Origin of the sequence: Paenibacillus sp. NPDC058174 (assembly GCF_042883865.1) — a bacterium.
In the GTDB taxonomy this organism is placed as follows: domain Bacteria; phylum Bacillota; class Bacilli; order Paenibacillales; family Paenibacillaceae; genus Pristimantibacillus.
Map to the genome: position 1 here is coordinate 263,448 of NZ_JBHVUY010000002.1, position 14,513 is coordinate 277,960.

General features: G+C 53.1%; 6 protein-coding genes. All 6 read left to right on the forward strand.

The features are described 5' to 3' along the window. Positions 1-60 precede the first annotated feature (60 nt). The 6 genes from ACFVVF_RS12790 (at position 61) to ACFVVF_RS12815 (ending at position 14,511) form a co-directional block, all read left to right on the forward strand. Positions 61-3,141 carry a glycoside hydrolase family 2 TIM barrel-domain containing protein gene (locus ACFVVF_RS12790; protein WP_387809662.1) on the forward strand — a complete coding sequence of 1,027 codons (3,081 nt, stop codon included), beginning with the start codon at positions 61-63 and terminating at the stop codon, positions 3,139-3,141. A gap of 119 nt (positions 3,142-3,260) precedes the next feature. Beyond that, positions 3,261-4,229 carry an ABC transporter permease gene (locus tag ACFVVF_RS12795; protein ID WP_387809665.1) on the forward strand — a complete coding sequence of 323 codons (969 nt, stop codon included), beginning with the start codon at positions 3,261-3,263 and terminating at the stop codon, positions 4,227-4,229. Positions 4,230-4,247: 18 nt separating this feature from the next. Continuing rightward, positions 4,248-5,123, forward strand: a complete 876-nt coding sequence (locus tag ACFVVF_RS12800; RefSeq protein WP_387809667.1) for a carbohydrate ABC transporter permease — start codon at positions 4,248-4,250, stop codon at positions 5,121-5,123. Positions 5,124-5,187: 64 nt separating this feature from the next. Continuing rightward, positions 5,188-6,834, forward strand: a complete 1,647-nt coding sequence (locus tag ACFVVF_RS12805; RefSeq protein WP_387809670.1) for an extracellular solute-binding protein — start codon at positions 5,188-5,190, stop codon at positions 6,832-6,834. 93 nt (positions 6,835-6,927) lie between these two features. Continuing rightward, positions 6,928-12,627 (forward strand): S-layer homology domain-containing protein, encoded by a 5,700-nt coding sequence (locus ACFVVF_RS12810; RefSeq protein ID WP_387809673.1) that lies wholly within the window; start codon positions 6,928-6,930, stop codon positions 12,625-12,627. 30 nt (positions 12,628-12,657) lie between these two features. Further along, entirely contained in the window at positions 12,658-14,511 is a 1,854-nt protein-coding gene (locus ACFVVF_RS12815) for a cache domain-containing sensor histidine kinase (RefSeq protein WP_387809675.1), read from the forward strand. The last annotated feature ends 2 nt before the right edge of the window (positions 14,512-14,513 follow it).

Here is a 14,513-nt window from a genome sequence, read left to right on the forward strand (position 1 = left end):
GGCGTGTGTGATTTTATAATTTTAGCATAGGCAAATGATTATACAAGCTGGAAAGCGAGCGTGAACGAGTTGTTCAAGACAAATCCTTATTGGCAAGACCTAAATGTACTGGAAGTGAACAGGGAGAAGGCAAGAGCTGCTTATATCCCTTATGCGGATGCCGCAAGCGCCCAATCGGGCGTCAGAAGCCGTTCGCCTTACTATCAAACCTTGAATGGCAACTGGAAGTTTCAATATCACGATACGGTTCATGCCGTTAAGGACGGCTTTTATGCCGAAGGCGTCGATGTGGGCGGCTGGGATGATCTGCTTGTTCCATCATGCTGGCAGCTTAAAGGGTATGACCAGCTTCATTATACGAACGTTAATTACCCGTTTCCGTGTGATCCGCCGTTTGTGCCGGATGCCAATCCTGCAGGTCTCTATGTGAGAGATTTCAATGTACGGGAGCCGTGGTTGGACAAACGCCAATATATCGTTTTCGAAGGCGTCAATTCTTGCTTCTACTTGTGGGTAAACGGCCAGTTCGTTGGCTACAGCCAAGGCAGCCGGGTTCCGGCTGAATTTGATCTGACAGACTATCTGTGGCCGGGCAGCAACCGGATTGCGATGATGGTGCTGAAATGGTGCGATGGCACTTATTTGGAGGATCAGGATGCGTGGCGTTACTCCGGTATTTTCCGGGATGTATATTTGTTGGCCCGTGAGCAATCGCATGTAAGCGACGTCTTCGCAAGGCAGCAGCTTGCCGAAGATTACCGCTCAGCACAGCTTGTTGTAGAGCTGGAGACGAAGGGAAGCGGCCCTGTCGGGACGAAAGCAGAGCTGCTGGATGCGGCGGGTAAAGTTGTCGCTTCTGCTTTGGGCGCTGTGGACGGCCAAGGCAGTCTGGTGCTTTCGTTAGATCAGCCTACTCTATGGAATGCAGAGCGTCCTTACTTGTATCAGCTTCTCGTATACGGCGGCGGAGAAGTTATTCGTTTTCCGGTCGGGTTTAGACGTATCGCGATCGAGGATGGCATATTCCGTATCAACGGTCAGGCTGTGAAGCTGAAAGGGGTGAACCGTCATGATTCTCACCCTGAGCTAGGCCAGACGATTCCGATCGCGCATATGCGAAAAGATTTGGAGCTGATGAAGCGGCACAATGTGAATACAATACGGGCCTCGCATTATCCGAATGACCCGCGCTTCCTCGACTTGTGCAATGAATACGGCTTCTATGTCATCGACGAAGCCGATCTTGAATGCCACGGCATGGGCATCGCCGAGAGCTGGGCGGACGGCGCTGTGCATAAGCTGTCGGCGAATCCGGACTGGCGTCCGGCGTTCATCGACCGGGAGCGGCGGATGGTGGAGCGCGACAAGAATCAGCCTTGCGTCATCATTTGGTCGATGGGCAATGAATCCGGTTATGCGGAGAATCATATCGCGATGGCGGAATGGACGAAGCAGCGCGATGACTCGCGGCCGATTCATTACGAGGGAGCGGCGCCAATCAACAAAGGACTGGACAATGATGACTGTCTGGATATGATCAGCCGAATGTACGCGTCGCCTGCCGAAATGAAGGCTTATGGCGAGGACGACAGCCTAAATAAGCCGGTGTTTCTGTGCGAATACAGCCATGCGATGGGCAACGGTCCCGGCGATTTGCAGGATTACTGGGAGCTGATCTACCGTTATCCGAAGCTGATGGGCGGCTGCGTCTGGGAGTGGTGCGATCATGGCATCGCGACGGCAACCGCCGACGGCAAACCATTTTTCGCATATGGCGGAGACTTCGGCGATAAGCCCAATGACGGCAACTTCTGCATCGACGGTCTGGTCACGCCGGACCGGATTCCGCATACGGGCCTGCTGGAATTGAAACAGGTGATCGCGCCGGTTCGGATTGACGGACATGATTTGCAGTCCGGCATTGTTCGGATTGCCAATCTCTATGATTTTATCGACCTGTCACATCTTGCGATTCGCTGGAAGGTGGAACAGGACGGCAAAATTCTGCAGCAAGGCACCGTCTGGCAGCTGGATGCAGGACCACATGGAGAGCAGCTTCTTCAGCTTCCTTACAACTTCCCGGCTAAGGGAGCGGGCACACAGCTATTGACTCTATCCTGTTGGACGAAGGAAGAGACGGTCTGGGCGGAAGCCGGCCACGAGATTATGTTCAAGCAGTTTGAGCTTGCGGCGGATGCTGCCGGGACGGAATCAGCTGTGCAGCCTGCCGCCGCAGCAACGGCATCAGGCAGCAATATCATTCATTGGCCTCTGCAGGCTGCAGAGAACAACAAGCAGTTGACGATAGAAGGCTTCGATTTCCGCTATCTCTTTGATCTGCATAGCGGTGCATTCGTCTCGCTGCAGAAGAACGGCGTTCCGATGCTGGCAGCTCCTTCGGCCTTTAGCATCTGGCGGGCTCCAACCGACAATGACATGCAGGAGAAGAAGCAGTGGATTGATCAGGGACTGGATCGGGCCCAGATGAAGGTGTACGGGGCCGAGTGGTCGTTAACAGACGACCAGACGGTGAAGATTACCGTTCATTTTTCCCTCGGCGGCTATATCCGTCATCCCTTCTTGCACGGAGAAGCGTTATGGAGCATCGATTCATCCGGGGCCATTGAGCTGTCGGTAAACGTTAAGGTGCGCGAGAATTTGACGTTCTTGCCGAGATTCGGCCTGCGGCTGACGATGCCGGAGGGCATGGAGCAAGTCGAATACGTTGGCAACGGTCCGCATGAGAGCTATATCGACAAGAGGCAGAGCGTACGCAAAGGCGTATACCGGCTAACGGTTGATGAGATGTTCGAGGATTACATTATGCCGCAAGAGAATGGCTCCCGGTACGGTACGGAATGGTCGGCCGTCACGAACGCGCTGGGTATGGGGTTGGCGTTCCATGCACCGAAGGCATTCTCGTTCCACGCGGGCCATTTTACACCGGAGGACTTGACCGCTGCGCTGCACTCCCATGAGCTGAAGAAGCGGAAGGAGACGATTGTCCATCTCGATTATGCAATGAGCGGTGTAGGCTCCGCTTCCTGCGGGCCGCAGCTTCTGGAGCAATTTCAGCTCAATGAGAAGCAATTCGAGTTTAAGCTGCAAATTGTTCCTGTTTTCCAAGAGGACGAGAAATAAATAAGACTTTTACCCTGCTATAAGGTCCTTCGCTCCGGTGTTCCTCCTGTCTTTTTAACGGTAAATTTATAATGTAATCTTTATTAGCTGCCGGCTAGGAGAGGATAGGAGGAGACCGGATGAGACAGGCGACTGCCGAAATGCCCGGAGCAACAAAAGCGAAACCGGCTGTACGCGGGGGAGTCAACCTTTTGGCAAGGAGAGTATGGAAATATAAGCTGCTATATGTGCTGCTGATTCCGGCAGTGGTGTGGGTATTACTGTTCGATTACCTGCCGCTGTACGGAATCAGCATCGCATTTACCGACTTTAATGCCATTCAAGGACTTTCCGCCAGCAAATGGGTGGGATTCAAATACTTTGAGATGCTGTTTGAATCGGAGATGTTCCGCAACGCATTCCGTAATACGCTGATCATCAGCCTGTATAAGATGATAAGTGGCTTTATTTGCCCAATATTGTTAGCGCTTGCATTAAACGAAATTCGAACGGCCTGGTTCAAAAAAACGCTGCAAACTGCCGTTTATTTGCCCCGGTTCGTCTCATGGGTCGTGTATGGCGGCATTATTACGATTCTGCTGTCGCCAGAGACAGGAATTATTAACAAGGTCATCGCCTTCTTTGGCGGAGACCCGGCCTACTTGCTAGTGGAGCCCGCTTATTTTCGCGCCATACTTGTCGTTACAGATGCGATGAAGGAGATGGGCTGGGCAGCCATCATTTACATCGCGGCTATCGCCGGGCTTAACCCGGAGGTGTACGAAGCGGCCATTATGGATGGCGCCAGCCGGTTCCAGCGCATTATCCGCATCACGCTGCCTGGCATTACAAGCACCATCATCGTCATCTTCATTCTCAGAGTCGGTTATATCATGAGCGCAGGACTGGATCAGGTTATTAACCTGTACAATCCGATGGTCTTCGAGGTAGGGGACATTCTCGATACGTACATCTACCGCGTCGGCATTGAGCAATTCAGCTTGAGCCTCGCTGCCGCAGCCGATGTGATCAAAGGCGTAATCGGACTTGTCATGGTGCTGGTCGCCAACCATATCGCCAAGCGCATCAATGATTCCGGTATTTTCTGACGAGGGGAGAGAGAGCAGATGAAGCTTTCGAAAGGCGAGAAAGTGTTTGTATCGAGCAATTATATTGTGTTAACGATTTTGACCATCATTATTGTGCTTCCGTTCTGGTACGTCATTTCCGTATCAGTTACGCCTTATTCGATCTTTAGCTCGAAGGACGGCATGGTCTTGTTCCCGAGCACAATCAGCTTTGATTATTATGAGTATTTGCTCAAAAAAGGATCGATGATCTATACCTCTTACGGCAATACGATCCGCAATACGGCGGGCGGCGTAGCGCTTGCCCTGTTCCTGACCGTAACGGCGGCGTATGCACTGGCGGAGAAAAGACTGCCCGGCCGAAAATTACTCGTGCTGTTCTTCGTCTTCACGATGCTATTCCGGGGCGGGATGATCCCGACCTATATTACGATCAAAGAGCTGGGGCTCCTCAATACGAATTATGTGCTTATTCTCATTATGGCGTTCAGCGCCTTCAATATGATCATTATGAAATCTTTCTTTGAAGGCATTCCGGAAAGCTTGCGGGAATCAGCAGCTATTGATGGGGCATCCGAATTCAGAATATTGTGGCAAATCGTTCTTCCGCTGTCCCTGCCGGTTATCGCAACGGTTGGACTGCTCTATCTGGTCGTTTACTGGAATGATTTTTTCAACGCGATGCTGTATGTGACGGATTGGCATAAAGCGCCGGTGCAGCTCGTTCTCCGAACGATTATCGCCAGCTCCAGCTTGCCGCCGGAGTTGCTGGAGCAAGCAGGCTCCGCTCCGCCTCCGACCATCGGCATTCAGATGGCGGCAATCGTTATCGTGGCGCTGCCGATGCTGATCATCTACCCGTTCGTTCAGCGCTTTTTTGAACAGGGCATGCTGATCGGTTCCGTTAAGGGCTAGAACTTTGGTTTATCCCCAACAGGGTAAATATAATCAAGCGAAACTATGAGGAGGTCAGTGGTACATGTTAAAGACAAAAAAAGCAGGCGTGTTTGCCGCATTATTGGCAGGAATTATCATGGTGACAGGCTGCAGCGGATCAAATAACGGCGGCCCGTCGGCATCTCCGGCGTCTTCGCCGGCATCTCCGGCATCAACGGAGGCCGCTTCGGCAACGCCGGAGGCGGAAGCGCCGTACACGTTCAAATGGCTGAAGGCGCAGGACATCTCCAAGCCGTACGACCCGGCGAAGGACGTCGTCAAGCAAGCGATCGAGGAAAAGCTCAACATTAAGATTATCCCGGAGATGGTCGATGTTCAGCAGTACAAAACGAAGCTGAATCTGAAAATGTCCAGCGGCGACATTCCCGACGTTGTCCGCATCGATTTTGTCGATGACTTCCAGAAGTATGCGCAGCAAGGCGCATTCGTTGATCTGACGGATCTCATCAACGAGCAGGACACGCCAAACATTATGCGTGAAGTGCCGAAGGAAGTGTTCGAGCAAGCCAAAGTAAACGGCAAAATTTACGGTATCCCTTACCAAGGCGGCCCGGGAGCGGGCTATCGCTGGGATCTAGTGATGCGGAAGGATTATCTGGAGTCGATCGGCACCCAAACGCCGCAAACGCTCGATGAATACTACAATGCGCTGAAGAAAATTAAAGCGGAGAAGAAGGACGTTATTCCTCTCGGCGGCTATACGGCGCAAATCGGGGAGCAGAAATACGCCAACAACTCCTTCGACCATATTTTCGGCGCGTTTGGCGTAACACCGGGTTTCTTTACGGAAACGGATGGCAAATTCAGCAATTATGATATCGATCCTCGAATGAAAGATGCTTTACTGTTCCTGCAAAAAATGTACGCCGAAGGCTTGATCGACAAGGAGTTTGCAACGATCAAGGAAGAGCAGCTGCGTACGAAGCTGTATAGCGGCAAATTGTTCTCCTGGATGGGCTGGTGGTCGACCGCCAATGGCTATGACACGATGGTAGAGACAGGCGAGCTGGTTAAGAAAGGCGAGCTGGCGGCTGACGGCACGCTGCCGGATCAAAGCACCGAGCCTTACAAATATTTGACGCTGACGGGCTCGCTTGTTGGTGCCGATGGTACGGCAGTAGCGCCGATGGGCGCGCCATTCTCGCAAATAAATGCGATCAGCGCGAAAACGAAGGATCCGAAAAAAGTGCTGGCGATCATTGAAGAATCGCTGTCGGAAGAGAATCAAATGCTGACCGTATGGGGCATCGAAGGCGCTGACTATAAGGTGGAGAACGGCTTGCTGAAATCGGTAACCGATCTGGTCGATCCGCAAACGATGCAGGATAAGGACGGCAACTTCCGCGGCATTCAAAGCTACTTGTTCGCTCCTGGCTTGAAGGGCTGGCCGCGTTACTTGGAATCGCTGCCGCTGAGAGCCTCCGAGGCGCTTGATGTAGCGATCAACAACAAGTACCAAATTACGGATGCCTCCAACTATTTGGAATCGCCGACGAAGATCGCCAAGCTCGTGGAGCTGAACACGATGCGCGACTCCGTATTCACGCAGATCATCATGGGCGCAGACATCAAAAAATTCGACGAGTTTACCGTCAAATGGAAGTCCCAAGGCGGGGATCAAATTTTGAAGGAGCTGGAAGAATCATTTAAGAAAAAGGCGGGCAACTAATACGCCTTGCAATCCGAATCGCTTTAGCCTCCTTCCGTACTGCAATTGCAGGCGGAAGGAGGCTCTTTGACCAATCTCGGGGGTGAATGATACGTGAGAAGAAGCCAAAAATGGTTAACCATGCTGCTTATTGTTGCGTTAGGCATACAAGGCTGGCCGGGGCCAAGTCCCGCTAGTGCAGCTAGTGAGGCAAGTGCGGCAAGTGCGGCTGTGCAAACTCCGCTTGTGGATGAGAGCTTCGGAGAGGGATTAGGCAAATGGGATTTGTTCGGCAGCACCGCCTGGACGACGCAAGGCAGCGGAGAGGCCGCGCAATTGGTCGGTACAACTACATCGACGTCTCCTCAGCGCGCTGTGCTGAAGACGTCCATATTTCCTTATTCAAATCAGGATTATGTCATCGATTTCTCGGCTAAGGGCGACCGGTTCCGCTCCATGTTCCGCTATTCTTCTGGAACGAGCTATTACTTTCTGGAATTTAAAAACACGAGTTTTGTAGAGCTGTGGAAATACCCGAATTCATCGGCCTCTGTCATCGTAGGAGCGCCGGTCAATATCGCGGCCGTCCTGCCGGGCTTCAATCTGACCAATCAGCATGCCTATAAGCTGGAGGTCGTTGACGGAGAGTTCAAGCTATCTATCGACGGCAGCTTGGTCACGATCTTTCAGGACCCGGATCTGACAGCAGGAGGAGTCGGTTTTTCGGTCAAAAGCTTAACGGCAGGCAGCGCCGTTTATTTGAATGTCGACCGCTTAACGATAAGTCCGCCAGCAGATGCGCCTGCCGCATTCACGATCGGGCATAATCCGGCGGTTTCAGTTCCGTATTATGCCGATTTGCCTGTATTGTTCACGGCGGAGGAGCGTGACACTACGGTAACGGCTTCCGTTTATTACGCTTACGGAGAGGATACGCCTAATAGTAAGCTAGCGGCAAACCGGATTGGAAGCGGGTCGTACTCCGCAGTCATTCCGGGTACAAATCTAGCGGATCAGATCCGCTACCACATCGAGGCCGAAGACGGGAACGGCAATACGGCCCGTTTTCCGGAAACAGGGGAGATTAACGTAGCCGTAAATGCGCTGGAGCCGTATTGGAATGATTTCGAGAATACGCAGCCGAATACAGCTCCCGCAGGCTGGACGATTGGCGGGAATACGAAGGTTATCGCACTGGAGGACGGCAACAAAGTGCTTAACCTGAATGGGTCAGGCAGCGCCAGGCTTAATCTGCCGATGTACCAGAACGCAGACAACTTTGTCGTCAAATTCCGGGCCAAGTATGAGCGGACCAGCGAGGCCGTGCAGAACACCTGGCGCTTCCGCTACAGGGCACTGGATGATATGAACAATAATGCGGTGGAATGGGCGACCCATAATTCGAAATATTTTATTATGCGCAAAACGACGCTGGGCGGCAACTACTACATCGCCAACTATGTGAAGTCCATGCTGGATGAATGGCATGATTACGAAATTTATGTAAGCGGTATCACGCATAAATTGTTTATCGACGGGCAAGAAGTAGCAGGCGGAGACGATTCCGATTCGCTTGCACCAATCAAAGGTTATTTCCAATGGAATGTCGTTGGCGGAATCAATCTGATGATTGATCAATTTGCCATCGAGCCGATTTCGGCGCCGTATGTCATCGATCTTCAGCCATCTGGCAACTACGCAGGTATTTACTCGCTGTCCGAATCGCCGGGGCTGCTGCTGGCGCTGGATGCAGGCTCAGGAGCGCATCAATTCCGGATGGATTATACGGTTCGGCGCGCAGACGGCAGTAAGGAAACTGTTGCCACGGGTACTAAAAGCTATGAATTGAGCAGCCATGAGAAGTTTAATGATACGGTGGCCTTCGGTTCGGGGCTGAACGGGATTGGCACCTATGATGTAACCGCAGAATTTGCAGTGGACGGAAGTTCGGTTCCGGGCAAAACAAAACGAATGCGCATCGTGGTTATTAATGAAGCGGCTCCGGTTCAGGGGCTTGATCTCGACAATGAGAGCAAGTTTGGCCTCAATACCCATTATTCGCTGAACTGGAAAGACGATATCATCGATGGTGCCCGCAAGCTGGGTGCTCGCCATCATCGTTCCGGCATTACATGGGAAGAAGTCGATAAGAACAAGAAAGATGCATCGGGCAATCCGATCTACGATTACAGTGGCGTGGATGCCAAGCTGAATAAGCTGTTCTCCTACGGCTTCAATCAGATTACGGGGCTTGCAATCGACCGCAATCCCTACTATCAAGATGGAACGGTGAATACGACCTCTGGCTTGAAAGCGATGGGCGACTTCGTCTATCAGACTGTCAGCCGCTATAAGGATCAAATCCGGCAATGGGAGATGCCGAACGAGCCGGAGCTGTTCGCGAAGCCGTACATTCCTGCGGAATTCGTGCAGCTGCAGAAGATTACTTATTTGAATATGAAAAAAGCCGATCCGAACGCCATGCTGCTCGCAGGCGACCACACCTCCAGTGTACTCAGCGTACTGCCGAAAGAGCTGGAGCTTGGCTCCTTCGACTATGCCGACGCCTATTCTTACCATCCTTACGTGTACAATTCAATGCCGGATGGTAATCTGCAAAACTTGATGAACGGCGTTAAGGAGCTGGTTAACGCTTACGGCGGCTGGAAGGATTATTACCTGACAGAGGGCGGATGGCCGACTGCGAATGCAGGCTACCCATCGGTGTCTGAGGCGGTTCAGCGGGATTATATCGTTCGGGCTTTTCTGAACTATATGATCACCGATCAAGTGAAGGCTTACGAGTATTACAACTATAAGAACGACGGTACAGATGACCGTTATTACGATATTTTCTGGGGAATTACCGACAATGACGGCAGGCCGAAGCTTGCTTATGCGGCAGTCAACCAATTGATGACGAAGCTGGATAAAGCCCGTTATCTCGGTACATGGGATACAGGCGATGCGAAGGTTGCCGTGCAGCTGTTTCTGAACGAAGATGAGCCGGTCATTGTCGCTTGGAAAATGGCGGATCACAAGGATAACCCTGCTGTGAATCCTCCGGTTAGTACCGTTACGCTTCCTTTCGGCGCATCTGGACTGGAACTGACCGATATTAACGGCGCGTCTATTCCGGCCACAGAAGCAGACGGCAAGCTGCAGCTTACTGTATCCGGTTCGCCGCTTTATATAACGGGTGCTCCTAAATCATTTGTATTGGGGGCTGCCGTCCAACTGTTGAACAGCAAGAAAGCGGAGGCTTCTGCCAAGCTGAACAAGCTGCGTTCAGCGGACAATGGAGCGGAAATCGATGGCCATCTGGCGGAGTTGAACCGGATAGCAGCGCTGCTGGGGACTGCGGCAAGCAACGGCGGTCAAGCTGCCGTCATAGAGGAAGCCATAACTGATATTTACGAATTGATGGCGGATATTGCTGAGGGAGTCAAAAATGGTGCGCTGGCTTCCGCTCCGGTTTATGTGGCGCTGGAAGCACTGTACAATATGGCGGAAAGCGCCTCGATTACGCTGTCTTATGCTTTGGAAGGCATTAGCGGCAATACGCTTGATAATGCGGCTGAGGTGCAGCAGGCCAACCACGCATTGGAATTGAAAAAAGGCGAATACGGCATCATGCCCGTCTCCTCATCGGCTGTGCTCCGCTTGAATCGCTATAGCAGATTGGCGCAGGCCGCCCATGATCGCGGCAGCTTCGCTGAAAGCTATGCGTACAATTTGCTGGCCCGCCAATTCGCTGGAGCGGCTGAGTCGATGATCGATTCAGAGCCGGCTAAGTTTATCGGGGTAATGGCCAACGTCGTGCCGACGCAGACAAACGGAGAAGCGGGCTATGCCAATACACTGAATCTGTCGCTCGTGAACGACACGGATGCTACGCAGCAAGTGACGGTGCGGCTGAAGCTCCCGGCAGGCTGGGAGGCGTCGCAAACCGGCATTTTATCCGAACAAATCACAATCCCGCAGCGCGGTTCGCTGGAACGCGCCTATCAGGTTCAGGTGCCGGAGGATACGCTGAAGGGGCGTTATGAAGTAGCGGTGGAGATCGAGTATAACGGCGTCGTTTTCGATTCGAAAACGGTGCAGCTAACGGTTGAAGACGGACTCGACGTGAAAGTGATGCCCGTGAAGAAGCCGGTGGATGAGCTTGAGGTGTTGTCCGTCCGGCTGACCGGCACGTCCTCCTTCGCGAAGACGGGCAAAGTGTCGATTATCGGGCCGGATGGTGCCGTGTTGCAGCCGATCGGAACGGACAGCTTCAGCGGACTGCGCAAAGGCGATCAGGTTCAGCTCAATTTCCGCTGGACGTACGGCGAAACGCATGCTTTCCATCAGTATGCGGTTGATTTAAAGGTTGAGGACACGGTTCACAACAAGACGATATTCCATGATGCGGAGCTTCCGCTTGATTTCAATCTTGTTCAGCGACACAACGGCATCGTCATCGACGGCGACCTCTCCGATTGGGCGGACGCGTTCCCGATTCATCTCCGCACCAAGGCGCAGAACGCGACCGGCTTCGCTGACCCGGTCAATCTGGAAGCGACGGCCTATGCCAAATGGGATGAGCAAGGCATGTATTTCGCGATTGCCGTAACAGACAACATCCATAAGCAATCGGAAAATGCCGCGAATCTATGGAAGAACGATTCCGTACAAATTACGCTTGATCCTCTGAATAACCGGGAGTCGCCTTATGGTGCAGACGATGTGGAATGGGGCTTTGCTCTGGCGGATGACGGCCGGCTCATGCTGAACATATTCAGCTCCACACAGCCTAATCCGAGCGGAGAGATGAACAACATTCCGATCAGCATTATTCGTGATGAAGCCGTGCATAAAACCTATTACGAGCTGCAAATTCCAGCCGCTTACGTCAAGGACCTCGCACCGGCGCTCGGCGGGAAAATCGGCTTCAACATTGCGGTAAACGATGCCGATTTCCAGAATGGCAGAGACAATTACATTCAATGGACGAAGGGCACGGCCGATTCGAAAAATACATCGCTGTATGATTCCTTCGACTTCGTAAATATTGTGCGGGTGCTTCCGCCGGACCCGGGAACAGATCCGGGCACGGGTCCCGGCACTGATCCGGGTAACGGCCCAGGCACGAACCCTGGTACTGATCCGGGTACCGGCCCAGGAACGAATCCAGGAACTGATCCTGGCACTGGCCCAGGCACGAACCCCTCCACCGATCTGGGTACCAGCCCTGGGACGAATCCCGGTACCAATCCGGGTAATCCCCCTGCTGCGACGGAGCGGTTCGCTGATCTGGCAGCGGGACATTGGGCTTTTGAGGCGGTTGAAGCGCTGTTCGCCAAGCAAATTATTCAAGGGACGGGTCCGAAGACGTTTGAGCCAAACCGTGCGGTTACGCGTGCTGAATTTACGGCGATGCTCGTCCGGGCGTTAGGGCTTACGGAGCGCGGCGACAACCGTTTCGCTGACGTTGCCGAAGACAGCTGGTACGCGGATTCGGTTGCCGCTGCAAGCAAAGCGGGCATCGTCTCCGGCAAAAGCGCAACGGCGTTTGATCCTGGGGGCGCCCTTATGAGGGAGGAGCTCGTGACGATGCTGATGAAGGCTTACCGGCTCCATGCAGGTGAACCGGGGACAGCTGCCGGAGCGGTTTTCGCAGATGAAACGAATATTGCGCCATGGGCTTTGCCGTACGTGAAGGAAGCGGCAGCGCTGGGCTGGATTCAAGGCCGGGGAGCGGGACAGTTCGTCCCTCAAGGTATTACGACAAGAGCCGAGGCTGCCAAAGTCATCTATCAGCTTATCAAATAATCAAATAACTGCCGGGGAGGGGAGAAGAGAATGGCTGTGCGCCTGCGCAAAGGAAGATCCGGCTTGCTGTCGCGGCTGAATATGCCGATATTTTTGCTGATTGTCGTCATTATCGCTTTTTTTGCAACGGCGTCCAGCTATATTCTCATTCGGGTCCAGAACGGCCATACGCTTCAGCTCGCCGAGCAATCGATGAAGTTCGTCTACCGCAACCTGTGGTATCAATTCGATACGATGAACAACGTGTCGGCGTTTATCTTCAGCAATCAATCCATTGAAAACTTGCTGGAGAGCGATTATGAGGAACCGTACGAGGCTGTGAGCGACTATTTCACACTGCAAACCAATCTGCAAAATCTTTCGCTGCTTTCCCTTCTGAATGACTTTGGCTCCCGGGAGGCTGTACAGCAATCGTATACGGTATCGCTGGCGCTGGAGCCGGGGAGCGGTCTTTATGGATTGGCGACGGAACATTTCGACCCGGTGACAGGCATTTTCAAAGCCGGCGATCTGCATAATGAAAGCTGGTACCGCAGTCTGAGCAGCGGTGAGCAGCAGACCGTCTGGTGGGGGCAGGCGACAAGCAGGCCTAACGCTTCGATGATTTATTCGGCTAGGAAGAAGGCGAGCATCAAGGACGGCAGAAGCGTTGGCACGGTCATTATCGGCGCTAATGCCGGCAGCATCAGGAGCGTCTTTAACAACGCGCCTATCGATAAGGGCTACCATCTGCTGCTGGATGAGCGCAGGCGGGTCATCGCAAGCGAGCGATATTCCTTTCTGGAGGATGTCAGTGAGCTTCCGTACGTTCAGGCTTCGAGCGCAGCCAAAGGCTCGATCGTCATTCGTATTGAGGGAGAAAAGCACCGCGTCATGTTCGATACGCTGGCGAACGGATGGAAGCTGCTTACGGTCGTCCCGGAAAGTCATTTCAGCAAATATACGCTGGCGATATCGGGCATCGGAGCGGCGACCGCCGTCGTTGCTCTGCTGATCGCTGCATTCTGGGTTCGCCGGATCGTCGTGCGGGTGACCGTTCCCATTACGAGGCTCGTTGCGGCGATGCAGCGTCCCGAGGTTGCGGCGTTCAAGGAGCCGCTGCCGCATCCGAATACAGGAATTTACGAGGTCGACGAGCTGAATCAGAAATTTGCATCCATGCTCGTTACGCTTCACGGACTGATCGAGAAATCCTTCGAGGAGGAGATGGAGCGCCGCGCACTCCAACTGGAGCTGCTGCATGCACAGATCAATCCTCATTTTCTATATAACACGCTGGATTTGATCAATTGCCGCGCCATTATGGCTGGCGACAAAGAAACGAGCCGCATCGTGCGCTCCTTGGCTAACGTTTTCCGATATGGCCTCAACCGGGGACAGACGTGGATTTTGTTGAAGGAGGAGCTCGCGCAGGTGCAGTCGTATCTTCATATTCAGCAAATGATGAACGAGCATCTAGTCGTGGAGCTGCTTGTGCCGGACAGCCTGATGTCCGCCAGTATGATTCACCTGACGCTGCAGCCGCTCGCGGAAAATGCCATCATTCATGGCTTCGCACAAGCAGATTCCGAGTGCCGCATTACGATTTCCGCCCGTCAGGAAGGAACGAAGCTGATCCTCCAAGTGCAAGACAACGGAATCGGCTGCGATGTTCTGCGAATGAACCAACTGCTGCAGGAGCAAGCGCCGGGAGGCGAACGGCTTGCCGATGCTGGCTCCAGTTCCAGCTCCGGGTATGGGACGCTGAACGTGCACCGCAGAATTCAGCTTCATTGCGGCAAAGCTTTTGGCCTGCGCTACGTGGAATCGGTTAAAGGTACTTGCGTCGAGGCTGTACTGCCCTTGTCTCCGGAGAAGACAGACAGCATCAGAAAAGGAGGCTAATC